Below are 25,096 nucleotides of genomic sequence, written 5' to 3' on the forward strand. Positions count from 1 at the left end.
ATGAAACTCTCTGTGCTCTCATTTTAATAAACAAGAAATCCAGCGCGATCTAGCGCATCACAAGCAGCGTTTAATTTTTCTGTGGAATCTGCTTCAATTGTATGTAAGTGGATGCCATCTGTTAATTGAGATAGATAGGAAGCATTTGTATCTTCAATTTTTTGCAAATATTGTTCAACATCAAAACGATTACTCACCATAATAGAAGCTGTTAAGTCGCCGTATACAGGATGTTCTACTTTTACATCTTTAATTGTAACACCGTGGTCGACTAGCAATGTTAATTCTTGGCGTACTTCATCTGGTTTATGCTGGCAGACGATAACACGTTCAAATGTATTTTTCTTTGCTTGTGGTTTTAAATATAAATATCCTTGTGCAGTTGCGATAATTGGTTCGTTTCGCGCTTTTAGTAAGGAAATATCTTGTACGATGACTTGCCTGCTGACATTTGTTTTCCTAGATAATTCACTCCCGGATAACGGTTCGTTAGCAGCAAGGAGCCATTGTAAGATGAGCTGTCTTCTTTCTTCCCCTAAAATCTTTTTCTGGTCATTTTGTTTCATTATAATTTAACACCTCTATAAAATTGATTTCCAATTGTGCATAGTGCATGAATGGTTGTATCAATATGTTCTTTCGTTGTATGACGTCCAAATGAAAAGCGGACATACTGTTTTGCCTCTTCATACGTTTTTCCAATTGCAAGCATTGTTTTTGAAGGTTCTTGTTTGCCGACTTGACATGCGCTTCCTGTTGAAATGGCAATGCCATGGCGATTGCATTCTAACATCGTGTACTGACCTTCTATTCCCTTTATTGTAACCCCAATAATATGAGGTAAACAAGAAGTAGAATGTCCTTCTACTTGAATTTCAAGGGGAATTGCTTGTAATTGTTCTGTAAAATAGGATCGTAATTGCTCAAAACGAGCGCGTTCTTCTTCACGATCGTCCAATATATGCTCTGCTGCTGTCAGAAACGAAGCGATACCGGGAGCGTTAACTGTACCAGGGCGAAATCCTTTTTCATGAGATGTCCCTGGGAAGACTGGTTCCCAGCGAACTTGTGGGTTTATATAGCAAGCTCCGACACCCTTTGGTCCGTAAATTTTATGTGCGGAAACAGAAAGGCTATCAATTTGCATCGTTGTGACATCAATTGGGAGTTTACCAAATGTTTGTACACAATCTGTATGAAATAAAATATGGTGTTTTTTTAGTAGTGCTCCAATTTCTGAGATAGGTTGAACGGTTCCAATTTCAGAATTACCGTGCTGAATACTTGCTAAAACCGTATCGTCTGTAATTGCTGCTTCTAAAGCCTTAAGGTTAATAAGCCCGCATGAATCCACAGGAATTTCCGTGATTGTATATCGTTGCTTTGTTAATGACTGAAAGTAGCTGCGAATCGATGCGTGCTCCATTGGTGTTGTAAGTATGTGCTTGCCGCTTTTTGCATTTAAGAGCGACTGGATTGCAAGATAATTAGATTCAGAACCACCGCTTGTGAAAAATACGCCTTGTTCTTTTCCTCTAATCATTTGTGCAAGTGCTCCCCTGCAAACTTGTAGTAAAGACGAAGCTGTTCCTCCGATATCGTGTAAGCTTTGTTCATTACCGAAGTATTGCTGTGCTGCTTTCGTATATGTGTCAATAGCTTCTTTGCTCATTGGTGTTGTAGCTGCATAGTCAAGATATATCATAATGTATAGTCCTCTCTATAGTAGAGTTACATTCGTTTTTTAATTTTAAAGTATATAAATTCAAATTAAAAAACCGACATAAACCCTTTCTTTTTAGGTGGAAGAGAGCATCCGGTCGCGCATAGAAGCGGTCAGATCCTCTTCCTGCCCCATGCCAAGTAAAAACAGAGAGAGAAAATGAGTGTAAGTCCCCTTTTCTTCTTCGTAGCAGCGATTGATATGTCGAAAAAATAAAATGGATTTATATAGCATGAGAATTTCGTTAAACTCCTTGGTGAAAATATTACTTTCTAAAAAACTCTTGTCATTATTTTAAAACTATGTAAATATAGGTGTCAAGACAGTTGGAAAGTGTAAACTAGGAGGCAATGATCATGCCAAGTGCAGATGTCTTAATTATTGGAAGTGGTGTTGCAGCACTTAGTGTTGCGAAAGAGATTTGTCATGAAAAGAATGTGATGATTATCACAAAAAAAACAGGCCGCGATAACAATACACATTTAGCGCAGGGCGGAATTGCAGCAGCTGTAGCTACATATGACAATGTGAATGATCATTACGAAGATACGATAGCGGCCGGTTGTGGCTATAACAATGAAGAAGCAGTTCGATATTTAGTGGAAGAAGGGCCGAAAGAGATTCGTAAGCTCATTGCAAATGGGATGGAATTTGATGGAGATGAAAACGGGCCCCATCTTGGAAAAGAAGGTGCGCATCGAAACCGACGTATTTTACATGCTGGTGGAGATGCAACAGGACGAAATTTATTAGAGCATTTGGTTCAGGAAGTCGTTCCGTACGTTACAGTAGTGGAGCGAGAAATGGTGCTCGATTTAATTATAGAAAATGATACATGTAAGGGTGTTTTGACCCGTGATAGCGAAAGAAATATACATCGTTACTATGCTGAACATATTGTATTAGCTACAGGCGGTGTTGGAGGGTTGTATGCATTTACGTCTAACGACGAGACGATTACAGGTGACGGACTCGCGATGGTATACAGAGCTGGTGGCGAACTTGTTGATTTAGAATTTGTACAATTTCATCCAACGATGCTATATGTAGGCAGCCGTTGCTGTGGACTTGTTTCAGAAGCGGTACGGGGTGAAGGAGCTGTTCTGTTAAATGAAAAAGGACAGCGTTTTATGCTGGATGTACATCCGCAACATGATCTTGCACCGCGTGACGTAGTGGCACGTGCGATTCATGAACAGCTTCTTGCAGGTGAAAGTGTATACTTGGATATTTCTTCTATTCAAAACTTTGAAGAACGTTTTCCTACTGTATCGGCATTATGCAAAAAGAATGGTATAGATGTAAAACAAAATAGAATTCCAGTTGTTCCTGGTGCTCATTTTCATATGGGTGGCATTAAAACGAATTGTGATGGAGAAACATCTATTCCGCATTTATATGCTGTAGGTGAAGTAGCTTGTAACGGTGTGCATGGTGCAAACCGATTAGCGAGCAACTCATTGTTAGAAGGGCTTGTGTTTGGAAAACGAATGGGAACACATATTTTAGCTCATCCGGTACAAGAAAAGATAAATAATAGCGAAGAAATACATGGAATATCAAGAGTTCCTCAGTTACCTACGAAAAAAGAAATACAAAAACATATGATGACGTACGTAGGAATTGTACGAACAGAAAAGAGTTTATTATATGCGAAGCAATGGTTTGAACATTATCGTGTACAAAGTGTTCGAATACAATATGAAGCTTTTACAAATGAAGATATAACAATTATGAATATGCTAACAGTTTGTCAGCTCATTACAGAAGCAGCACTGCAAAGAAAAGAGAGCATAGGTGGTCATTATCGTGGTGATTATCCAAGACGAAATCAAGTAACGAAAAAAATTATTCTCGCTAATAGAAAATTACAACTTGTGTAATGAAGGGAAGAGGGATTGTATGAACGCGTTAAAGATAAGAAAAGCATTAGAAAGCTTTTTTCTAGAAGATATTGGAGAAAAAGATGTAACATCTCAGCTTATTTTTCCTGATAATTTAAGGGCAAAGGGAACGTTCCTTGCGAAAGATACAGGGGTATTCGTAGGGACAGCAGTAATTGAACAAGGATTTCGATTATTAGATGACAGCATTCAAATTACACTTCATAAAAAAGACGGAGATTTCGTAGGAAAAGGTGAGATTTTAGCAAGTGTCGAAGGACCAATTGCATCTTTATTAACAGTGGAGCGTGTAATTTTAAATATTATTCAACGCATGAGTGGTATAGCAACGATGACGCGCAAAGCTGTTCTGGCGCTAGAAAGTGATCATACACGTATTTGTGATACGAGAAAAACGATGCCAGGGCTTCGCATGTTTGATAAATATGCGGTTGTTTGCGGAGGCGGATATAACCATCGCTTCGGATTATACGATGGTGTCATGATTAAAGATAACCATATTGCTTTTGCAGGTTCTATTACAAACGCTGTTACATCTGTGAAAGAAAAGCTTGGACATATGGTGAAAGTTGAAGTGGAAACGGAAACAGAAGAACAAGTGCGCGAAGCGATTGCCGCAGGAGCGGATATTATTATGTTTGATAACCGTACACCAGAAGAAGTTCGTGAGTTTTCTAAAATTGTTCCAAGTGCAATTGTGACAGAAGCATCAGGCGGCATTACAATTGAAAATTTATCAAAATATGGTGGGGCAGGGGTAGATTATATTTCACTCGGATTATTAACACATTCTGTAAAGGCATTAGATATTAGCTTTAATATTGAAGTTTAAAGCGAGAGGGTTAGAGGGGGAGATTTCGGATGAGTATTTTAGAAAAAGTTCAGCTAATTGAAACGATGTTACCAGAGCGTTATCAAACGATGTCAGTGCAAGAAATGGAAGAGTGTGTTCGTGAAATTAAAGAAAAATTAGGGGAAGCATTATTTATTCCAGGGCATCATTATCAAAAGGATGAAGTTGTTCAATTTTCAGATGCTGCGGGAGATTCATTGCAACTTGCGCAAGTAGCGGCTAGCAATAAAGCAGCGAAATATATTGTCTTTTGCGGGGTGCATTTTATGGCTGAAACAGCAGATATGTTAACGGCCGATGAACAGATCGTTATTTTACCAGATATGCGTGCTGGCTGTTCCATGGCGGATATGGCAGATATCGAACAAACAGAACGAGCTTGGAACGAACTTACGCAGTTATTTGGGGATACGATGATTCCATTAACATATGTCAATTCTACGGCAGCTATTAAGGCATTTTGTGGACGAAATGGCGGGGCGACAGTAACATCTTCAAATGCAAAAAAAATGGTATCTTGGGCATTTACGCAAAAAGAGCGTCTTGTTTTTTTACCAGATCAACATTTAGGAAGAAATACAGCGTATGACCTAGGTATTTCATTAGATAAAATGGCGGTTTGGGATCCGCATACAGATTCATTAGAATATGATGGGAATATAGAAGATGTGAAGGTGATTTTATGGAAAGGTCATTGTTCGGTTCATCAAAATTTCACTGTGAAAAATATTGAAAGTGTGCGAAAAAATCATCCCGATATGAATATTATTGTGCATCCAGAATGCTGTTATGAAGTGGTAGCAGCTTCTGACTATGCAGGATCAACAAAATATATTATCGACATGATTGAACAAGCGCCATCTGGAAGTAAATGGGCGATTGGTACAGAGATGAATTTAGTCAATCGAATTCTTCATCAGCACCCTGATAAAGAAATCATTTCATTAAACCCTTTTATGTGTCCTTGTTTAACGATGAATCGTATTGATTTACCACATTTATTGTGGGTGTTAGAAACGATAGAGCGTGGAGAGGAAATCAATGTTATTCAAGTAGAGAAGCAGGTGACAAAAGAAGCAGTCCTTGCCTTAAATCGTATGTTAGAGCGTGTGTAAAAGCGACGGATTTCCGTCGCTTTTTTATTAAACATAATTAGCTAATTGCAGTCATACATTGTGTTGAGGGAATCATTGTATTTTTTCATATTCGTGCAATATTGTGTATGACTAAATGGTAAGAGCAAGAGTGTTAAATCATAGAGGACAGTTTCACTTTACATTATTTTGGCTTATAGATAAGTAATACAGGAGGGGGAAAATTTGAAAATTCATATCGTGCAAAAAGGGGATACCCTTTGGAAAATTGCGAAAAAGTACGGAGTAGATTTTGAAACGTTAAAAAAGGCGAATACGCAGCTTACTAATCCCGATCTGATTATGCCAGGTATGAAAATAAAAGTGCCATCTAGCAGTGTGCATGTGAAAAAAAATATGGGTGCTGGTTCAGCTCCTCCAAAAGAATATGTAAAAGAGGTACAACAAAAAGAATTTGCAGCGACACCTACGCCGCTTGGAATAGAAGATGAAGAAGAAGCACCATATCAATCTGTGCCGATTACGCAGCAACCGGCTATGCAGCAAACGCAAAAAGAAATGCCCATTCAAAAAGAAAAGCCGATTCAGAAAGAAGTACCAATCCAAAAAGAAAAACCGATTCAGAAAGAAATACCTATTCAAAAGCCGCCTGCCGTTGAAAAACCAGCTGTAATTGAAAAGCCACCAGTTGTAGAAAAGGTGGAGAAACCTGTGGAAAAAGAAAGCACAAAGTTTTCAGTAAATATATTACCACAGCCGCCACAACCACCCATTAAGCCTGCAAAAGACTATAAAATTTCAGATGTAATAAAAAAAGGAAGCGAGTTAATTGCCCCGCAAATTATTAATAAGATGAAACCGAACAATATAGTGTCACCACAAACGCAAAAAGAAAATGTAAGTAATATAGTGTCACCACAAACGCAAAAAGAAAATGTAAGTAATATAGTGTCACCACAAACGAAAAAAGAAAATGTAAGTAATATAGTGTCACCACAAACGAAAAAAGAAAATGTAAGTAATATAGTGGTGCCGCAAATGAAAAAGGAACATGTAGGTAATATAGTTGCGCCGCAAACGAAAAAGGAACATGTAGGTAATATAGTTGCGCCGCAAACGCAAAAAGAAAACGTCAGTAATGTTGTTTCGCCACAAGTGCAAAAAGAAAATGTGGGTAATATAGTTGCACCGGATGTGACAAAAGAAAGTCTTATTATTCCACAAGTAACACCACCGAATATCATGCCAATGATGGATAATAACCAAATGCCGAATATCATGCCAATGATGGACAATAACCAAATGCCGAATATCATGCCAATGATGGATAATAACCAAATGCCGCAAATGATGCCAATGATGGATAATAACCAAATGCCGCAAATGATGCCGATGATGGATAATAATCAACCGCCGCAAATGATGCCGATGATGGATAATAATCAACCACCACAAATGATGCCGATGATGGATAGTAATCAAATGCCGAATATCATGCCAATGATGGATAATAACCAAATGCCGCAAATGATGCCGATGATAGATAGTAACCAAATGCCGAATATCATGCCAATGATGGATAATAACCAAATGCCGCAAATGATGCCGATGATGGATAGTAATCAAATGCCGCAAATGATGCCGATGATGGATAATAATCAACCACCGCAAATGATGCCGATGATGGATAGTAATCAAATGCCGCAAATGATGCCGATGATGGATAATAATCAACCACCACAAATGATGCCGATGATGGATAGTAATCAAATGCCGCAAATGATGCCGATGATGGATAATAACCAAATGCCGCAAATGATGCCGATGATGGATAATAATCAACCACCGCAAATGATGCCGCAGCAAATACCGATGCCATATCAATCGCAAATGATGCCACAACAGTATCCATATTATCAAATGCCATATACACAAGGTATGCAAATGATGCCGCACCAAATGCCAGTGCAACATACTTCAATGCCATACCAACCGCAAGCTGGTAATAATGTTCCGCAAATGATGCCAGCAGAAGAAGATTGTGGATGTGGTGAGGAAAGAAATTTATATAGTCCACAGCCAGGTGGGCCATATTATCCTAATTCTCCATATTATCCAACAGCTCAAGTCGCATATGCACCGCAGCCAGGTGCGATGAATTATCAGCAAGATCCACCAGAGATTTTTGGAGAACCACTTGCAGAAGATGAGGAGTAGAGAGAGTTGTGTTAACAATAAAGAGGTCGTGTTAGAAAATTCCTAGTGAAATATTAACAAGTGTAAAAATCTCCTTTGTTACTCACTATAAGAAGGAGCTTTTCGAGAGAGAAGTTCAACCTAACAAGGGGGGTTTTTATATTGAGTAAAAAAATTAAAATTATTGCCGCTTCTTTGTTAGTTACCAGTGCATTAGCTGCATGTGGTACACCTAAGAATAAAAGTGCGATGGATGGGCGCAATGCGAACTACAATTATGAACGTACATCTTATTATGATACACAACCATACAAAAATAATGTAGCACGTACTGATCGATATACAGATTATGTAACATATCGAAATGGAAATAGAGTTACGGATAATGTATATGATCGTCGTAATGATGTTGGATATAACTATTACCGTGATGTAAATTACCACGGTCAAATGGCAAATCCATATCCAACTCGTAACGTTACAATGAATAATTCATACATTAACAATGATGGTAAGACAGCAGAAAAAATTACAAATCGTGTTAAGGGTATGAATAATGTGGATCGTGTTTCTACAGTTGTGCGTGGAAATGATGTAGCTATTGCAGTGAAACCACGCAATCCAGTGACAGATGAAACGGCAATGGCAAATGAAATCCGTCAAGCAGTTGCGAATGACGTGAAAAACCGAAATGTATATGTAACAGTAAAAAATGACATGTTTGAACGTGTGGATGCGATGAATACGCGTCTGCGCAGCGGAACAGTTACAAACGATTTAAATCGTGATGTAACAAATATGTTCCGAGACATTCGTGCTGGTCTAACTGGTACAGTGCGATAACAAAAAAGGGAAAGGTTTATGCCTTTCCCTTTTTGATTTTTTAAGTATCAAAAAGGCGGTGCAGGAGGTCACTCATCAATATCCTGCATACGTTTTTTCTTAATAAAGTAACCAACAGAATAAGAAGCTAAAAAGCATAAGAAGAGAATACTTCCCATAAGAATGCCTTCCCATCGCGGTCTTTCAGGGCTGAAAATAACATAAATAATAGCAAAAATGATCCCTACGATAGCAGAGCGTAAAACAAGTTTGTAATAAGGCGTTAGTTTCATTTCTTTTTCATTTTCTTCTGCATCAATAGAGATTCCCATTTGTAAATAGGCTAGAAGTATACTTGTTAGTATGAATAATAACCATAGTGGAGATTTTGTAATTTGATCTATACCTTCATTGAAGCCAATATATCCTAAGATGCCTATTATACCAATTGATTGAAAGAGAAAGGCAATTCGAACGTTCTTTAAATTTTGAAGGATTAAACGTTCATCGTTTATTCTTTTCAATATACTCACTCCTGTTTGCCAGATTTTTCATTGTATCTACATCTATTGTAACATATATGTTGCAATAATCAATTTATATTTTACTTTAATGGTTATAGGAATAAATACTGTTGTAAAAAGTTAATGAAATTTTTCTATGTTTAGCTTGCGTTCTTTTTACATTAATGTTATATTAGCAAAGCGATGAGCTAATTTACGTAAGACGAGAGATATGCTTAAGTGCTAAACACGCGGATGTGGCCGCCTGGTCTCTCGCCGTAAACGCATCAAGACGCCTGCTATGTGCAGGCGTCTTTCTTATTATATAAAAGTAAATGACTCATGCAGGTAGGGATTACACCTTACCTGCATTTTTTATTTTCATTATAACCACCGCTGTTACTATGGATAAAACTTCTATTTCCGGAAAAACTACAAATGGAAGTTTTATTTTGCTTAGAAGAGGTGAGCGGAAATGAAATTCATGATGGTTGCAGTTCAAGTTGTAATCGCTATGTTTTGTTTATATCATGAATCGAGTGTGATAGCTGCGGCTTCTTCATTAGAGGTTACGCAAAAAGAACCTCAAGTTACGATTCTATTAGAGCGTATGTATGTAGATGGAGAGGTAAGTGAGGAAATTTTCACTGAAAAAGTAGCAAATTTAGAACAGTTTCTTCAGCAGTATAAAGAATGGCAGCTTGTCGATCGTGATGATACGCAAATTGTACTGCAAAAAAAGGTGGATGATATTTCACCACTACTTAAAACGAGTGGGTATTTTGGTGTTTCCAATGAGGGGATACTGCAAATTTTTAACGGTGTACCAAAAAGTGATAATGCGATTCATTCATTCTTCCAAATTGATATGAAAAAGCTAGAAAGTTATGATCGTGCAAAGCTAAAACGTGGTATTCGTATTAAGTCAAAAGAGCGTTTTGTGAAGACGATTGAGAAAATGAAGCCGTATGCAGTGCAAAATAAGAAAACCAGCAGCTGATGTGGGCTGCTGGTTTTCTTATTTGTTTTTATCTAAAATTTGTTTTGCAATTTCATCAATTAGCATATCTTTGCCAATAGGGTTGAATGCTTTTGTGTTAAAGACTTCATTGCTTACTTCGTAAACATGATTATTTTTTACAGCTTTGTTATCTTTCCAAACAGCACTATTTTTGTAGTCATCGAACACTTTATCTGCTTCGCCACCAAAGTTTACGATAAACATTTGATCAGGCTGGAATGCAACAAGGCCTTCTAATGATACTTGTGCCATCGTCTGTTTTAAATCTGTTCCTTTCGTTGCAGGAAGTTTTAAATCATTAAAGAGAATATCACCATATCCGAAGCTGCCATATACACGGAAGTTTTGCGGTGTTACAGCAAGGAACATAAAGTTTTCATCTTTTGTTTTCTCTTTAATTTTTTTAGATAAGGAATCTGCTTTTTTATCGTAGTCTGCAATCCATTTATCAGCTTTTTTCTCTTCGTCAAATAGCTTGCCTACTTCCTTAAATTTGTCGCGCCAGTTTTCTAAGTTTGTTTCTAGAACAACTGTTGGGGCAACTTTTGCTAATTGATCATAAATTTTCAATTGACGGTTGTTTAAAATAATTAAGTCTGGTTTTAAAGCAGTAACCGCTTCTAAATCAACTTTAGGTGCCCAGTACCAACCAACTGCTTTTACATCTTTTAGCTTTTCTTGCAAATGATCTTGGATTTTATCTTTATACGTGTTAGCTGTACCAACAGGTTTATGACCAAGAAGTAATAGTTCTTCAGATGATCCAGATAAGTCGACAATTCTTTTTGGGTTTGTCGGAATTTTAACTTCACCTTTTGCATGTTTTACAACTTTTGTTTTCGGTTGTTCTTTTGGCTGTGCTTCTTCTTGTTTAGAAGAGCAACCAACAATGGTAAAAACAACAAGAATGAGAGTAAATAGAATAGATAGATTGCGTTTCACCTTTATGTAACCCCTTTAATTAGTATTGATAATCATTATCGTCTTTGTAATATTAATTTGCTTTATGTTGTTCTGTCAATATGAAAAAAATGAAAAAGCTAAATAGAGAACGTTTGTTGGGGTGGTCTCGCTTTTCTATCATTAAATATGTTAAAATGGAATACATGATTTGAGAGGGAGAGATCGTATTTTGTTTGAATATGTTACAGGCTATGTGGAATATGTAGGGCCAGAATATGTCGTTCTTGATCATAATGGAATCGGCTATCAAATTTTTACGCCAAATCCATATGTATTTCAAAGAAGTAAGCAAGAAATTCGTGTATATACATATCATTATGTGAGAGAAGATATTATGGCGCTCTATGGATTTAAGACACGTGAAGAGCGTTTGTTATTTACAAAACTTTTAGGTGTATCAGGAATCGGACCAAAAGGTGCACTTGCTATTTTAGCTTCTGGTCAAACGGGGCAGGTCGTGCAAGCAATTGAACATGAGGATGAAAAGTTCTTAGTGAAATTCCCGGGAGTTGGAAAGAAAACTGCACGTCAAATGATTTTAGACTTAAAAGGAAAATTAGCTGATGTTGTACCAGATGCGTTTGTTGATTTATTCTCAGATGTAGAACGTTTCGACGAGAAGAAGGGTTCATCAGCTGAGCTTGATGAAGCGCTTGAGGCACTTCGTGCACTTGGCTATGCAGAACGAGAAGTTTCTCGTGTTGTACCGGAGTTATTAAAAGAATCACTTACGACGGATCAGTATATTAAAAAGGCACTTAGTCTTTTACTAAATGGTAAGAGGTGAGTAGAATGGACGAACGTCTTCTCTCAGGAGAATCGGCATATGAAGATGCGGACTTAGAATATTCGTTACGGCCACAGACGCTCCGTCAATATATTGGCCAAGATAAGGCGAAACATAATTTAGAAGTGTTTATTGAAGCAGCGAAAATGCGTGAGGAAACATTGGATCACGTACTATTATACGGGCCGCCAGGACTTGGGAAAACGACGCTTGCGAATATTATTGCCAATGAAATGGGCGTTAATATTCGAACGACGTCAGGTCCAGCAATTGAACGCCCAGGAGATTTAGCGGCAGTATTAACGGCGCTTCAACCTGGTGATGTATTATTTATTGATGAAATTCATCGTTTGCATAGGTCAATTGAAGAGGTACTATACCCAGCAATGGAGGACTTTTGTCTTGATATTGTGATTGGGAAAGGCCCATCAGCACGCTCAGTAAGGCTTGATTTACCGCCGTTTACGCTGGTTGGCGCAACAACGCGCGCTGGTGCATTATCAGCACCGCTTCGTGACCGCTTTGGTGTGTTATCACGGTTAGAGTATTATACAGTAGATCAACTATCAGCTATTGTAGAGCGTACAGCAGAAGTGTTTGAAGTTGAAATTGACTCATTAGCTGCTTTAGAAATTGCAAGGCGTGCACGAGGTACGCCGCGTATCGCAAACCGGTTACTAAGACGTGTTCGTGACTTTGCACAAGTTCGAAGCGATGGAACGATTGCGATGGAAATTACACAAATGGCATTAGAACTATTGCAAGTCGATAAACTAGGGCTTGATCATATCGATCATAAATTATTGCTTGGTATTATTGAAAAGTTCCGTGGTGGTCCAGTTGGATTAGAAACGGTCTCAGCGACAATTGGGGAAGAGTCTACGACGATTGAAGATGTGTATGAACCATATTTACTACAAATTGGGTTTTTACAACGAACGCCAAGAGGACGAATTGTAACGCCACTCGCTTATGAACATTTCGGAATGGAGATGCCAGGGGTATGACGGATATGCCAAAGCTGCTTATTACAGCTGGTATTCTTCTCATTGTCGTTGGAGTAGCTTGGAAGTTCATCGGAAGGCTTCCAGGCGATATTTTTGTGAAAAAAGGAAACGTTACCTTTTATTTTCCGATCATTACATGTATTGTGTTAAGTATTGTATTATCTTTTATTATGTTTATAATAAATCGATTTAAATAGAAATAGGTGGATATAGTTATGGATATTAATCTGTTTGATTTTCATTTACCAGAAGAACTCATTGCTCAAACGCCGCTTGAACAGCGCGAAACATCAAGATTAATGGTGTTAGACCGTGAAACAGGTGATATAGAGCATAAGCATTTTACTGACATTCTTTCTTATTTACATGAGGGTGATTGTTTAGTTTTAAATGAAACGAAAGTTATGCCTGCTCGTTTGCATGGTGTGAAAGAAGATACAGGCGCACATATTGAAGTGCTTCTTTTAAAGCAAGAAGATGGAGATAAATGGGAAACGCTTGTAAAGCCAGCTAAACGTGTAAAAGAAGGAACTATCATTTCTTTTGGTGAAGGAAAGTTAAAAGCAACTTGCATTGGAACAGCTGATCAAGGTGGCCGCCAGCTTGAGTTTTCATATGACGGTATCTTTTATGAAATTTTAGATGAACTTGGAGAAATGCCGCTTCCTCCATATATTAAAGAGACACTGGAAGACCGTGATCGTTATCAAACGGTATATGCGAAGGAAATTGGTTCTGCAGCAGCGCCGACAGCTGGGCTTCATTTTACAGAAGAATTATTAGAGAAATTGAAGAAAAAAGGCGTTCATTTAGCATTCATTACGCTTCATGTTGGCCTTGGTACATTTAGACCAGTGTCTGCGGATACAATTGAAGAACACCATATGCATGCTGAGTATTATCATATGTCAGAAGAAACGGCAGATTTGTTAAATCGTGTGAAAGAGAACGGCGGTCGTATTATTACTGTTGGTACAACGTCAACACGTACACTAGAAACGATTGCTACAGATCACGATGGTAAGCTTTGTGCGGCATCGGGATGGACGGATATTTTTATGTATCCAGGATATGAATTTAAAGCAATTGACGGTTTAATTACAAACTTCCATTTGCCAAAATCAACATTAATTATGCTTGTAAGTGCATTTGCAAGTAGAGAAAATGTCCTTCATGCTTATAATGAAGCAGTAAAAGAAAAATACCGTTTCTTTAGCTTCGGTGATGCGATGTTCGTTGCATCTCATGCTAAAGAAAGAAGTAAATAAAAAGGAGTAAATCTATGACAGCAATTCGTTATGAATTTATTAAAACATGTAAACAAACGGGTGCCCGTTTAGGTCGCGTTCATACACCGCACGGCTCATTTGATACACCAACATTTATGCCAGTTGGTACACTTGCAACAGTTAAAACAATGTCACCAGAAGAGTTAAAGGCGATGGATTCTGGCATTATTTTAAGTAATACGTATCATTTATGGCTTCGTCCAGGTCATGAAATTATACGTGAAGCAGGTGGTTTACATAAATTTATGAACTGGGACCGTGCAATCTTAACAGATTCCGGTGGTTTCCAAGTGTTTAGTTTAAGTGATTTCCGTCGTATTGAAGAAGAGGGGGTTCACTTCCGTAATCACTTAAATGGAGACAAGTTATTCTTATCACCAGAAAAAGCGATGGAGATTCAGAATGCATTAGGTTCAGATATTATGATGGCATTTGATGAATGCCCACCGTTTCCTGCTACTTTTGAATATATGAAAAAATCTGTAGAACGTACGAGCCGCTGGGCAGAGCGTTGTTTAAAAGCTCACGAACGTCCACAAGATCAAGGGTTATTTGGGATTGTACAGGGCGGAGAGTTTGAAGAACTTCGTCGCCAAAGTGCGAAAGACCTTGTTTCAATGGACTTCCCTGGTTATGCAGTAGGTGGATTATCAGTTGGGGAACCAAAGGATATTATGAACCGCGTACTGGAATTTACAACACCGCTTCTTCCAGACAATAAACCACGTTATTTAATGGGGGTAGGTTCTCCTGACTCATTAATTGATGGTGCAATTCGTGGTATTGATATGTTTGACTGCGTACTTCCAACTCGTATTGCTCGAAACGGTACATGTATGACAAGTCAAGGACGTCTTGTTGTGAAAAATGCGAAGTTTGCAAGAGACTTTGGCCCACTTGATCCAAATTGTGATTGCTACACATGTAAAAATTATTCTCGTGCGTACATTCGTCACTTAATGAAATGTGATGAAACGTTTGGAATTCGTTTAACGTCTTATCACAACCTTCATTTTCTGTTAAACTTAATGGAGCAGGTGAGACAAGCCATTCGTGAAGACCGTCTTGGCGATTTCCGTGAAGAGTTCTTTGAACAATATGGCTTTAATAAACCGAATGCTAAAAACTTCTAATACATAATAATTAAAGGAGGAACAAAAAATGAATCCAGGTATGATGAATATTGTCATGATCGTTGCGATGTTTGCGATTTTCTATTTCTTATTAATTCGCCCGCAGCAAAAGCGTCAAAAGGCAGTAGCTCAAATGCAAAGCGAAATCCAAAAAGGTGATCCTATCGTAACAATCGGTGGCTTACACGGCACAATTGAATCAGTAGATGAGACTACAATTGTTGTTAAATCTGGTGGTGCACACTTAACATTCGATCGCAATGCGATTCGTGAAGTTGTGAAGAAGTAATAGTAAAAAGCCCTGCGAATGCAGGGCTTTTTCAATCTGTACGTTTTGACATGTTAACGCCAAATATGCCTCCGAGTGTACTTGCCCCCATTAAACCAAGTTGATAGAGAAGCTGTGAATTAGATAAAGCGTGAGAGAAACCTAAGTAGTTAACGAGAAAAACAAGAATAGCAAAGATAAGTCCGGTTGTGAATCCGACGAACCATCCTTTTCCTTGCGCTTTTTTGCCAGCGATAAACCCGGATATGAGCATGGAAAGAAAAGCGAGTATAAAAATGGTTATAGCCAATGTTCCTTCACTTATATCTGTAAACTTTAATAAAAGAGCAATCAACATACTTGTAATAGAGGCCAGTATTAATAAAGTGATAATCCCAAATCCGATTGCTGTAGATAATTTTTTCGTTCCATCCATTATGCATTCCCCCTTTTTAATACAAGCATATTTTCATTTTTGATAAGTTAGACTAGTTTCTTTTTTATAGGGAAACCTATGAGTAGAAAATGTTTAAAAAAGGAGAAAAAAGTAATGGAATGGCTATCGATAATTGGACGGACGATGCTTTTATATGTTGTGATTTTAATTATCTTTCGCCTTATGGGAAAACGCGAAATTGGAGAACTTAGTGTATTAGATTTAGTGGTTTTTATTATGCTTGGTGAGATGGCTGTGGTCGCAATTGAAAATACAGATAAGTCTCTTTGGCATCAACTTGTTCCTATGGTATTGCTCATGGCTGTGCAAATAACTTTATCGATTGTTTCTTTAAAAAACCAGCGTATTCGTCATTTAATAGAAGGTGAGCCAGCTATTATTGTGAATGCAGGAAAAATTGATGAGAAACAGATGCGGAAGCAACGCTATAATATAGACGACTTAATGATGCAATTACGTGAGCTGGGAGTTGGAGATATAAGAGATGTAGAGTATGCTATTTTAGAGCCATCTGGAAAATTGTCTGTCTTTCAAAAACAAAAAAGTAAGAAGAGTAAAAATGATACACCGCTGTTTTCGCTTCCTTTAATTATTGATGGGGAAATTCAATATAAACATTTACAGATGATTGAGCATTCGGATGGCTGGCTAGTAGAGAAATTAAAAAACTTAGGGCATAACGATGTGAAAAAAATTTTGTATTGTAGTTTTCAAAATGGACAGTTTTTTGTCGATGTGAAAGAGAAGTAAAGGCTTGCCAGACTAGAGGCAAGCCTATTTACCCAGCTATTTGCGGATAGTGGGGATGGAGAACCCTCTACTGAGTAAAGTTTCACTTTATTTTGAAATCAAAAGTTTACGAACAATAGGAATACGTCGTAATTCTTCTTTACGAATCAGTTTGAAAATAAGAAGAAGCAGAATATAAAGGATAGTGGTTAGTGTAATTTCCCATAATGTTTGTATGCCAAGTGAATGTGAAAAAACAATATATTTATGAAGATAGAATCCGAAAGCTCCTGCAATGGCAATCGTAATTCCCCCGAAAATATAATCTCTCATGTGAATTGTAAATGTAATTTTCTTTAAGACGGTAGCGTAGTGAAGGAATGTTACCGTCACAATGTTAGCGGCAATTGCAAGTGCGACCCCCATCATTTGAAATTCTGGACGTGAAGCGAGTAAGAAAATAACGAGCAGTTTTACAATGGCTCCGATAAACGTGTTCATCATCGCGGCGCGTGCTAAGTTTAAAGCTTGCAAAACAGATGTAAGGGGGCTTTGAAAATAGTGAAATAAAAAGCATGGTGCAAGTAATTGAATGAATGCAGTTGCGCTATCTGAACCGTACATGAGAGTTAAAACAGGTGAAGCAAATACATAAAGAATAACGACTGACCACCCTCCAGTAATTAAAGAAATACGGAGCGCTTGTTGCAGACGGTGTTCTACTAATCGATGTTGTTTTTTTGCCATTGCTTCACTAATGGATGGTACGAGTGCTGTAGAAAGCGCATATGTAATAAAGGCTGGCAATGATAAGAGAGGAAATGCATAGCCGTTTAATATGCCGTATTGCTGTGTAGCAACTGAAGCCGCAACACCAGCTAGCGCTAAGCTTTGCATAACGATAATTGGTTCGAAAAAATAAGAGACCGATCCAATTAAGCGACTTCCTGTAGTTGGAAGTGCAATTTCCATAAGTGAATGAAAAGTATGTTTACTTTCTTTGACAGTGTTTAGAAAACCAGTTCGTATAGAAAGATGTTTTTCACGCTGAAATAAAGTGAGTAAGAATAATAAAGAAGCAACTTCCCCAAGAACAGCTGATAACATTGCACCTGCAGCGGCGTATTCAACACCGTAAGGTAAAAATAACCGAATACATACGGCAATAATGGTAATACGGACAACCTGTTCTAACACTTGTGCATATGCGCTTGGTTTCATATTTTGTTTTCCTTGGAAATAGCCGCGCAAAACAGAGGAAACCGCAATAACAGGAACGACAGGTAAAATTGCCATTAGTGGATAGTACGTTCTTTTATCCGTTAATAAAGTTTCAGCTAAGATGGGCGTTAGAAGCATGATGCCGATTGTTAAGATAATACTAATAACGGATGTAACAGCTAATGATACTGTTAATATTCTCTTTACTTTTTGTTTGTCATTTACTGCTTCCGCCTCTGCAACGAATTTTGCAATGGCAACAGGAAGTCCGATTTGTGTTAATGTAATTGCTAAAATAAAGGTGGGGACAGCCATCATGTAAAGACCGACGCCTTCTTCTCCTAAAATACGCGCCATTACAATTCGGTTTATGAACCCGAGAATTTTTGTAATAAAACCAGCTAGCATTAAAATAAATGCACCTCGTAAAAAGCTTTGTCTCGTCATGATCTTCTCCTACCTTCTCAAAATCAATGGAATGATTTACAATAATTTATATGCACGTATGAGACAAGAATGACAAGCATTTAAGAGGATGCGCTGATAAAGTAAGACTTTCATGGGAAAGAGCAGAGCGATGAAACCCTTAAAGACAGTTATTGCTGTCCATTAGAGCGGGATGAAAAGCGACTTTTCGTGCTGAAATCAAAAGGAGATGTGATGGTATGATTGAAAAAGAAGATTTGGTAGAAGCTTACCGCGGACAGTTACAAGTCGTTTTAGAGAGCAAAGTAGAAGAATTCCAAATGTTTGGCTATGATCGAGTAACTGTTAATGATATTTGGAAATGTTTAAAAAGTAAAAAGTGGAAAAAAGTAGATAGTGAAGTTAGATTGTATGGGCTTGTGAATGATGTGCTAACATTAACAGCAAATGAGTACATGACATATTTAACAGTAGAAGCGTATCAAGCGCCACTTTGGTCATTTGAAAAATATGAAAATAAATAACCGACTGTAATTGGTTTGTTCTTCCTTTTGCAGTATAATGATAGGTATTGATAAATAGGAATGTATATGTCAGAGATTTTAAGTAAAGGAGGTAGGAAGCAGAAGTCATAAAAATTTGTAGTAAGATATAGGTTGCAGCCCAGCGTCTAAAATGTAGAACTGAGGTTTTGCCTATATGGCTAGTATGAAAGTTGAAAATTCACAGAAAGGAAGCCTACTAAGTAGACAAATGCAGAAGTGTAAAGGAATGCCTGTGAATAAACAGAAATGGTTGTTACAGGAAATTGTCTAGCGTAAATGAATGATATGATTTGTTTATGGTTTTAGTAGCAGAAAGAAGGTACATATGGCAAAGCGCGGTACTAGAATCGTCGCCTTTTTTCTCATCGTTTTATTAATCGGTGGAATTATTGGCGCGACAGGAAAAAACATAACAAAAGGAATTAGTCTTGGACTAGACCTTCGTGGTGGCTTTGAAATCTTGTATGAAGTAAAGCCAGCGAAAAAGGGAGATAAAATCGATCATGATGCACTTGTAAGTACAGTGGGTGCCCTTAATAATCGTGTCAATGTTCTTGGTGTAAGTGAACCGAACATTCAAATCGAAGGAAAAGATCGAATTCGTGTTCAGCTTGCTGGCGTGAAAGATCAGCAAAAAGCACGTGAAATTTTATCTACACAAGCAAAATTAACATTCCGTGATGTGAATGATAACCTTCTCATGGACGGAACGGATTTAAAGGGCGGCGGAGCGAAGCAAACGTTTGATGAACAAGGTCGACCAAGTGTAGGGCTTACATTGAAAAGCGCTGATAAATTCCGCGAAGTGACTGAAAAAATATCTAAAATGCCTCCACCAACAAACTTAATGGTGATTTGGCTTGATTTTGAAGAAGGTAAAGATTCGTATAAAGCAGAAGCTGCAAAACCAAATCCGAAATTCTTATCAGCAGCAACAGTAAACCAAGTGTTTAATCAAGCTGAAGTTTCAATCGTAGGTGGAAACTTTACAGTTGAAAGTGCAAAACAACTTTCATCTTTATTAAATGCGGGTGCACTTCCTGTTGATTTAAAAGAAATGTATTCAACATCTGTTGGAGCAAAATTTGGTCAACAAGCATTGCAAGAAACGATTTTTGCTAGTGCAATCGGGATTGCTCTTATCTTCTTATTCATGCTTGTATTCTATCGTTTACCAGGGCTTGTAGCGGTCATTATGTTAGGTTTATACATTTTCGTTACATTGCTCGTCTTTAACTGGATGCATGCAGTTCTTACCTTACCAGGCATTGCGGCATTGGTGCTCGGGGTTGGTATAGCGGTTGACGCGAATATCATTACATACGAACGACTGAAGGAAGAATTACGAATTGGTAAGTCAATGATGTCAGCATATCGTGCTGGTAACCATCGTTCGTTAGCAACAATTTTAGATGCGAACATTACAACACTTGCTGCAGCTGGTGTATTATTTGTATGTGGTACAAGCTCTGTACAAGGGTTCGCAACAAGTTTAATTGTAAGTATTTTAGTTGGTTTCATTACGAACGTATTCGGTACTCGTTTCCTACTTGGATTGCTTGTGAAAAGCCGTTACTTCGATAAGAAAATCTCTTATTTTGGTGTGAAACAGAAAGAAATTATTCCGTTGTCAAAAGGGGTAGAACATGCACCAACGAAATTTGATCGCATTAACTTTGTAAATATTGGTCACAAATTCTTCTTATTCTCAATTGTCGTTGTGATTGCTGGAGCAATTATACTACCAATTTTCAAAATGAACCTTGGTATTGACTTTGCAAGTGGTACACGTATGGACTTGCAATCAAAACAAGTGATTAGTGTGTCTCAAGTACAAAAAGACTTGCATGAACTGAAGATTGATGTGAAAAAAGAAGATATTGTACCAACAGGCGATGACAATAAAGGATTTGCTGTTCGTACAATTGGTGTTTTATCGAAAGATGAAATTGCAAAAGCAAAAACATTCTTCCACGATAAATATGGTACAGAGCCGAATATAAGTACGGTTTCTCCAACAATCGGGAAAGAAATCGCGCGAAGCGCATTTATTGCAGTTATAATTGCCTCAGCGGTTATCATTTTATATGTGAGTATTCGTTTCCGTTTCACATATGCGGTATCTGCTGTAATTGCATTGTTACATGATGCTTTTGTTATGATTACTGTGTTCAGTATCTTTAGGTTGGAAGTAGATTTAACGTTTATCGCTGCGGTATTAACAATCATTGGTTATTCCATCAATGACTCGATTGTTACATTTGACCGAAACCGTGAGTTATACAAACAGAAAAAACGAATTCGCGACGTGAAAGATTTAGAAGAAATCGTAAACTCAAGTATTCGTCAAACAATTGGTCGTTCCATTAATACAGTTTTAACGGTACTTCTTCCTGTTATTGCACTGCTGATCTTCGGTAGTGAATCACTGCGAAACTTCTCACTTGCATTAATGATTGGACTAGTTGTAGGTACGTACTCTTCTGTTTTCGTAGCTTCTCAAATCTGGCTAATGCTTGAAAATCGCCGATTGAAAAAAGGAAAAGGCAAGAAAAAAGTAGAAACTGAAGTATCTGAACCACAAGTATAAAGGTTAGAACAGAACATATAAAAAGATGATGCCTCTTTACATTAGAGGCATCTCTTTTTTCGTTTGCGGATACACTAAAGTGACACTTCCTTTAGCGGTTTTTGCGAAAGGTTAGTGGAACCAATCGGGGTGTTAGGGACAGTGACACTTCCTTTATTTTTTGTAACAATAAAAAAGGTAGTTTGAGAAAAGAAGGGATTTCAGTTATGGAAAAAGATGAGCGTTTTAAACAGGCCGAGTTTGGTGCCATTGTTGGAATCGTTGGTAATATTGTCTTAGCGATTGTAAAAGCAGTAATTGGTTATATTGGGAATAGTAAGGCGCTTTTAGCGGACGCGGTTCATTCAGCGTCTGATGTAGTTGGCTCGCTGGCTGTATTTTTCGGTTTACGTGCGGCAAAGCAACCACCTGATGAAGATCATCCTTACGGTCATGGAAAAGCGGAATCGATTTCAGCTATTATTGTTGCGGTTTTATTATTTATTGTAGGGATTGAGATTGCTATCTCTTCTGTAAAGGCTTTCTCGCAGGAACTGGAACCACCAAAGGGAATTACAATTTTTGCGGTTATCCTTTCTATCGTGGTGAAAGAAGGAATGTTTCAGTATAAGTATCGATTAGGGAAACGAGTTAACAGTGATGCAATTATTGCAAATGCATATGAGCACCGTTCGGATGTGTTTTCCTCAATTGCAGCTTTAATCGGGATTTGTGCAGCTATCATTGGGAATAAAATAGGTTTAGATTGGCTTGTATATGCTGATCCTGTTGCAGGATTATTTGTCTCTCTTCTTGTCGTGAAGATGGCGTGGAGTATTGGCGGAGAGGCAATCCATACAACACTTGATCATGTTCTTCACGAAGAAGATGTTATTCCACTCAGAGAAGCAGTCCTTCAAGTGGAAGGTGTGAAAAAAATTGGTTCTCTGTATGCAAGAGAGCACGGTCATTATGTCATTGTTGATATTAAAGTGTCTGTAGATCCCTATATCACAGTGGAAGAGGGGCATCGCATCGGGAAACATGTAAAAGAGGTATTGATGAAACAAGATAATGTACAAAATGTTTTTGTGCATATTAATCCGTATTCTCCTGATTGATACGAAACAAGTAAATATTTATCTGTTTATGGAGATATTCAATCGTAGCTAATAGAGCTTGTATTATATTGTCACCCCTTAATCTGTCTTGTATAATGGACAGGTTAAGGGGTGATTCCGTGTTACAACCGAAGACGCGTTGGAAAGAAAAGTCATTTAATGAGGAGCTGGTGAATGAATTAGCAAGTAAAATGCAATTATCACCGCTTGTTACTTCGTTATTCCTCAGTAGAGGTTTAGATACAGAAGATAAGATTATGGATTTTTTAAATACAGGACAGCAAGAGTTTCACGATCCATTTTTACTTGAAGGAATGGATCGTACAGTAGAACGTGTAGGGAAAGCTATTCAAAATGGAGAGCAAATTTTAATATTTGGCGATTATGATGCAGATGGTGTAAGTAGTACGACTGTGTTATTCCTTGCTCTTCAAGAACTAGGTGCGGATGTTGAGTTCTATATTCCAAACCGATTTACTGAAGGGTATGGACCGAATGAAGAGGCATTTCGCTGGGCACACCGTGCAGGATTTTCTCTTATCATTACTGTTGATACAGGTATCGCAGCAGTCCATGAGGCTAAGATCGCAAAAGAGCTTGGTATAGATCTTATTATTACAGATCATCATGAGCCGCCGCCAGAACTGCCAGAAGCACTTGCGATTATTCATCCGAAGCTAAAGGGTGGTGTGTACCCGTTTCATTATTTAGCGGGCGTTGGTGTTGCGTTTAAAGTAGCGCATGCACTACTTGGGCGTGTACCGGAGCATTTATTAGAAATTGCAGTGATTGGTACGGTAGCCGATTTAGTATCACTTCATGGTGAAAATAGATTGCTTGTGCAGCGTGGATTGAAACAAATGCGAATGACAAAAAATATTGGTTTAAAAGCATTATTCAAAGTAGCAAATGTTTCACAAAGTGAGATTACGGAAGAGAGCATTGGTTTCTCAATTGCACCGCGTATTAATGCAATTGGTCGTTTAGAAGATGCGGCTCCGGCAGTTCACCTCCTTTTATCAGAAGATCCAGAAGAAGCGAAAGAGCTTGCTGAAGAAATTGATGAACTGAACAAGCTTCGAAAAGATATTGTAAAGCAAATTACAGAAGAGGCGATTGCAGAGGTAGAAAACAATTATCCGCCAGAGGACAATAAAGTGTTAGTGCTCGCGAAAGAAGGATGGAATCCAGGAGTAATAGGGATTGTTTCTTCTAAATTAGTAGAACGCTTTTATCGTCCGACAATCGTGTTATGTATTGATCCTGAAAAGCAAACAGCGAAAGGGTCTGCTCGTAGTATTGCAGGATTTGATTTATTTGCAAACTTATCAGATTGTAGGGAATTGTTACCTCACTTTGGTGGTCATCCAATGGCAGCGGGAATGACGCTTCATATGAATGATGTGGATGAACTGCGCCGCCGCTTAAATGAACAAGCAGATGCGATTTTAACGTCTGAAGATTTTACTCCGATTACAACAGTTGATGCGATTTGCAAAGTGGAGGATGTGACGCTTTCGGCAATTGAAGAAATGCAAAAGCTAGCACCGTTTGGTGTTGGAAATCCGAAGCCGCGTATTGCAATTAGAGATGCGGAGTTAGAAAGTATTCGTGCCATTGGATCTGATGGTTCTCATTTGAAAATGGCACTTCGCGGGGGACAGGCGACGTTAGACACGATTGGATTTGGTTTTGGAGCCTATGCGAAAGAAATTTCTCCAGTTGCTCACGTTTCTGTCGTTGGTGAGGCATCTATTAATGAATGGAACAATTTCAAAAAACCACAACTTATGATTCAAGATATTGCGGTAGATGCGTGGCAACTATTTGATTGGCGTAGCATGCGTAATGTGGAATCGAATTTAGCGGAACTTTCGCGAGAAAAAATAACAATGGTGTATTTTTCTGAAGAGGTATTAAATAAATTTTCTTTAGAAGAATATAAAGAACAACTTATGCATGCTTCAGAAGTGACTGAGCTAGATAGTCGTTACATTGTTTTGCTAGATTTACCAAAGTCAACAGATGAATTGCGTGGTTTATTTAAGGCAGGCTTCCCAGCGCGAATTTATACGCTGTTTTATCAGGAGAATAATCATTTATTTAGTACAGTTCCAACAAGAGAACACTTTAAATGGTACTATTCCTTTTTACACCAAAAAGCACCGTTTTCTTTAAGACAACATGGGGAACAACTATGTCGTCATAAAGGTTGGTCAAAAGATACAGTAAATTTCATGACACAGGTGTTTTTTGAGTTAGAATTTGTTACAATAAAAGACGGTGTCATTTTTATGGCAGATGAAATGAAAAAGCGTGATTTAATTGAATCGAACACATATCGTGAGAAAATGAACCACCTTCAATTAGAAAAAGAGTTGGTTTATAGCACATATCAACAACTATATACATGGTTTGAAGCGATTCGTAATCATAAAGAAGTAGAACAGTTAGGGTAAAGGCCT

The 25,096-nt window shown here is 38.0% G+C and carries 22 protein-coding genes and 1 pseudogene; 17 read left to right on the plus strand and 6 right to left on the minus strand.

The genetic code is table 11. The annotated features are described in order from the left end of the window. Nucleotides 1-23: 23 nt before the first annotated feature. Nucleotides 24-566, minus strand: coding sequence for a transcription repressor NadR (locus tag MHH45_RS21650; RefSeq protein ID WP_016116470.1), 543 nt, complete (start codon nt 564-566; stop codon nt 24-26). After that, the gene (locus MHH45_RS21655; RefSeq protein WP_033671518.1) at nt 566-1,708 is read right to left on the minus strand and encodes an IscS subfamily cysteine desulfurase; all 1,143 of its coding nucleotides are present in this window, start codon (nt 1,706-1,708) and stop codon (nt 566-568) included. The genes MHH45_RS21650 and MHH45_RS21655 overlap by 1 nt, the downstream gene beginning before the upstream one ends. A gap of 371 nt (nt 1,709-2,079) precedes the next feature. Between MHH45_RS21655 and nadB the strand changes: the two genes are divergently transcribed. The 5 genes and pseudogenes from nadB to MHH45_RS21680 all read left to right on the plus strand — a co-directional run bounded on the left by nadB (nt 2,080) and on the right by MHH45_RS21680 (nt 8,613). Next, nucleotides 2,080-3,606, plus strand: a complete 1,527-nt coding sequence (nadB, locus tag MHH45_RS21660; RefSeq protein WP_088094363.1) for an L-aspartate oxidase — start codon at nt 2,080-2,082, stop codon at nt 3,604-3,606. 19 nt (nt 3,607-3,625) lie between these two features. After that, nucleotides 3,626-4,459 carry a carboxylating nicotinate-nucleotide diphosphorylase gene (gene nadC, locus MHH45_RS21665; protein WP_016116467.1) on the plus strand — a complete coding sequence of 278 codons (834 nt, stop codon included), beginning with the start codon at nt 3,626-3,628 and terminating at the stop codon, nt 4,457-4,459. A 29-nt stretch (nt 4,460-4,488) separates the two neighbouring features. Then, nucleotides 4,489-5,595, plus strand: coding sequence for a quinolinate synthase NadA (nadA, locus tag MHH45_RS21670; protein WP_016116466.1), 1,107 nt, complete (start codon nt 4,489-4,491; stop codon nt 5,593-5,595). Between the two features lie 204 nt (nt 5,596-5,799). After that, nucleotides 5,800-5,968: pseudogene (gene safA, locus MHH45_RS28115) on the plus strand (SafA/ExsA family spore coat assembly protein); the annotation flags it as partial. Nucleotides 5,969-7,932: 1,964 nt separating this feature from the next. Continuing rightward, complete coding sequence (locus tag MHH45_RS21680) at nt 7,933-8,613, plus strand: YhcN/YlaJ family sporulation lipoprotein (RefSeq protein WP_016116463.1); 681 nt, start codon at nt 7,933-7,935, stop codon at nt 8,611-8,613. A 68-nt stretch (nt 8,614-8,681) separates the two neighbouring features. Here the strand turns inward: MHH45_RS21680 and MHH45_RS21685 are convergent, their stop codons facing one another. Next, nucleotides 8,682-9,116: a hypothetical protein gene (locus MHH45_RS21685; protein WP_016116462.1), complete on the minus strand. Its 435-nt coding sequence runs from the start codon at nt 9,114-9,116 to the stop codon at nt 8,682-8,684. Nucleotides 9,117-9,570: 454 nt separating this feature from the next. Here MHH45_RS21685 and MHH45_RS21690 point away from each other — a divergent pair, with 454 nt between their 5' ends. Next, nucleotides 9,571-10,095, plus strand: coding sequence for a BofC C-terminal domain-containing protein (locus MHH45_RS21690; protein WP_088094361.1), 525 nt, complete (start codon nt 9,571-9,573; stop codon nt 10,093-10,095). A gap of 18 nt (nt 10,096-10,113) precedes the next feature. On the opposite strand, the gene MHH45_RS21695 is transcribed toward MHH45_RS21690, so the two are convergent. Next, nucleotides 10,114-11,058 (minus strand): iron-hydroxamate ABC transporter substrate-binding protein, encoded by a 945-nt coding sequence (locus MHH45_RS21695; RefSeq protein WP_016116460.1) that lies wholly within the window; start codon nt 11,056-11,058, stop codon nt 10,114-10,116. Between the two features lie 190 nt (nt 11,059-11,248). Between MHH45_RS21695 and ruvA the strand changes: the two genes are divergently transcribed. From ruvA to yajC, 6 genes are read left to right on the plus strand one after another with little or no spacing between them, the layout of a single operon-like run. Further along, the gene (ruvA, locus tag MHH45_RS21700) at nt 11,249-11,866 is read left to right on the plus strand and encodes a Holliday junction DNA helicase RuvA (protein ID WP_016116459.1); all 618 of its coding nucleotides are present in this window, start codon (nt 11,249-11,251) and stop codon (nt 11,864-11,866) included. 5 nt (nt 11,867-11,871) lie between these two features. Beyond that, nucleotides 11,872-12,873 carry a Holliday junction branch migration DNA helicase RuvB gene (gene ruvB / locus MHH45_RS21705; RefSeq protein WP_016116458.1) on the plus strand — a complete coding sequence of 334 codons (1,002 nt, stop codon included), beginning with the start codon at nt 11,872-11,874 and terminating at the stop codon, nt 12,871-12,873. Then, nucleotides 12,870-13,070: a DUF2905 domain-containing protein gene (locus MHH45_RS21710; RefSeq protein WP_016116457.1), complete on the plus strand. Its 201-nt coding sequence runs from the start codon at nt 12,870-12,872 to the stop codon at nt 13,068-13,070. The genes ruvB and MHH45_RS21710 overlap by 4 nt, the downstream gene beginning before the upstream one ends. 18 nt (nt 13,071-13,088) lie before the next feature. Next, nucleotides 13,089-14,141, plus strand: a complete 1,053-nt coding sequence (gene queA / locus MHH45_RS21715) for a tRNA preQ1(34) S-adenosylmethionine ribosyltransferase-isomerase QueA (RefSeq protein ID WP_016116456.1) — start codon at nt 13,089-13,091, stop codon at nt 14,139-14,141. 14 nt (nt 14,142-14,155) lie between these two features. After that, complete coding sequence (gene tgt / locus MHH45_RS21720; RefSeq protein ID WP_016116455.1) at nt 14,156-15,295, plus strand: tRNA guanosine(34) transglycosylase Tgt; 1,140 nt, start codon at nt 14,156-14,158, stop codon at nt 15,293-15,295. Nucleotides 15,296-15,323: 28 nt separating this feature from the next. Continuing rightward, nucleotides 15,324-15,584: a preprotein translocase subunit YajC gene (gene yajC / locus MHH45_RS21725; RefSeq protein WP_016116454.1), complete on the plus strand. Its 261-nt coding sequence runs from the start codon at nt 15,324-15,326 to the stop codon at nt 15,582-15,584. 31 nt (nt 15,585-15,615) lie between these two features. On the opposite strand, the gene MHH45_RS21730 is transcribed toward yajC, so the two are convergent. Continuing rightward, a complete protein-coding gene (locus MHH45_RS21730; protein ID WP_016116453.1) occupies nt 15,616-15,999 on the minus strand; it encodes a TIGR04086 family membrane protein in 384 nt (127 codons plus the stop codon). 114 nt (nt 16,000-16,113) lie between these two features. Between MHH45_RS21730 and MHH45_RS21735 the strand changes: the two genes are divergently transcribed. After that, entirely contained in the window at nt 16,114-16,770 is a 657-nt protein-coding gene (locus MHH45_RS21735) for a DUF421 domain-containing protein (protein WP_016116452.1), read from the plus strand. Nucleotides 16,771-16,857: 87 nt separating this feature from the next. On the opposite strand, the gene spoVB is transcribed toward MHH45_RS21735, so the two are convergent. Next, complete coding sequence (gene spoVB / locus MHH45_RS21740) at nt 16,858-18,417, minus strand: stage V sporulation protein B (RefSeq protein WP_016116451.1); 1,560 nt, start codon at nt 18,415-18,417, stop codon at nt 16,858-16,860. Nucleotides 18,418-18,635: 218 nt separating this feature from the next. Between spoVB and MHH45_RS21745 the strand changes: the two genes are divergently transcribed. From MHH45_RS21745 to recJ, 4 genes are all read left to right on the plus strand, one after another. Continuing rightward, on the plus strand, nt 18,636-18,920 hold the full coding sequence (locus MHH45_RS21745; RefSeq protein ID WP_016116450.1) for a post-transcriptional regulator: 285 nt from the start codon (nt 18,636-18,638) through the stop codon (nt 18,918-18,920). 346 nt (nt 18,921-19,266) lie between these two features. Then, the gene (gene secDF / locus MHH45_RS21750; protein ID WP_088094360.1) at nt 19,267-21,531 is read left to right on the plus strand and encodes a protein translocase subunit SecDF; all 2,265 of its coding nucleotides are present in this window, start codon (nt 19,267-19,269) and stop codon (nt 21,529-21,531) included. 206 nt (nt 21,532-21,737) lie between these two features. Continuing rightward, nucleotides 21,738-22,631 (plus strand): cation diffusion facilitator family transporter, encoded by an 894-nt coding sequence (locus MHH45_RS21755; RefSeq protein WP_088094359.1) that lies wholly within the window; start codon nt 21,738-21,740, stop codon nt 22,629-22,631. 119 nt (nt 22,632-22,750) lie between these two features. After that, nucleotides 22,751-25,090: a single-stranded-DNA-specific exonuclease RecJ gene (recJ, locus tag MHH45_RS21760; protein WP_088094358.1), complete on the plus strand. Its 2,340-nt coding sequence runs from the start codon at nt 22,751-22,753 to the stop codon at nt 25,088-25,090. Nucleotides 25,091-25,096 lie beyond the last annotated feature (6 nt).

The organism is Bacillus sp. FSL K6-0042, from assembly GCF_038006685.1.
Taxonomy (GTDB): Bacteria; Bacillota; Bacilli; order Bacillales; family Bacillaceae_G; genus Bacillus_A; species Bacillus_A pseudomycoides.

Bases quoted from the DNA above. Each gene is read 5' to 3' on its own strand.
- MHH45_RS21650 (WP_016116470.1), bottom strand. From the start codon at position 566: ATGAAACAAAATGACCAGAAAAAGATTTTAGGGGAAGAAAGAAGACAG.
- nadB (WP_088094363.1), top strand. From the start codon at position 2,080: ATGCCAAGTGCAGATGTCTTAATTATTGGAAGTGGTGTTGCAGCACTT.
- nadC (WP_016116467.1), top strand. From the start codon at position 3,626: ATGAACGCGTTAAAGATAAGAAAAGCATTAGAAAGCTTTTTTCTAGAA.
- nadA (WP_016116466.1), top strand. From the start codon at position 4,489: ATGAGTATTTTAGAAAAAGTTCAGCTAATTGAAACGATGTTACCAGAG.
- MHH45_RS21690 (WP_088094361.1), top strand. From the start codon at position 9,571: ATGAAATTCATGATGGTTGCAGTTCAAGTTGTAATCGCTATGTTTTGT.
- ruvB (WP_016116458.1), top strand. From the start codon at position 11,872: ATGGACGAACGTCTTCTCTCAGGAGAATCGGCATATGAAGATGCGGAC.
- MHH45_RS21710 (WP_016116457.1), top strand. From the start codon at position 12,870: ATGACGGATATGCCAAAGCTGCTTATTACAGCTGGTATTCTTCTCATT.
- queA (WP_016116456.1), top strand. From the start codon at position 13,089: ATGGATATTAATCTGTTTGATTTTCATTTACCAGAAGAACTCATTGCT.
- tgt (WP_016116455.1), top strand. From the start codon at position 14,156: ATGACAGCAATTCGTTATGAATTTATTAAAACATGTAAACAAACGGGT.
- yajC (WP_016116454.1), top strand. From the start codon at position 15,324: ATGAATCCAGGTATGATGAATATTGTCATGATCGTTGCGATGTTTGCG.
- MHH45_RS21730 (WP_016116453.1), bottom strand. From the start codon at position 15,999: ATGGATGGAACGAAAAAATTATCTACAGCAATCGGATTTGGGATTATC.
- MHH45_RS21735 (WP_016116452.1), top strand. From the start codon at position 16,114: ATGGAATGGCTATCGATAATTGGACGGACGATGCTTTTATATGTTGTG.
- spoVB (WP_016116451.1), bottom strand. From the start codon at position 18,417: ATGACGAGACAAAGCTTTTTACGAGGTGCATTTATTTTAATGCTAGCT.
- MHH45_RS21745 (WP_016116450.1), top strand. From the start codon at position 18,636: ATGATTGAAAAAGAAGATTTGGTAGAAGCTTACCGCGGACAGTTACAA.
- secDF (WP_088094360.1), top strand. From the start codon at position 19,267: ATGGCAAAGCGCGGTACTAGAATCGTCGCCTTTTTTCTCATCGTTTTA.
- MHH45_RS21755 (WP_088094359.1), top strand. From the start codon at position 21,738: ATGGAAAAAGATGAGCGTTTTAAACAGGCCGAGTTTGGTGCCATTGTT.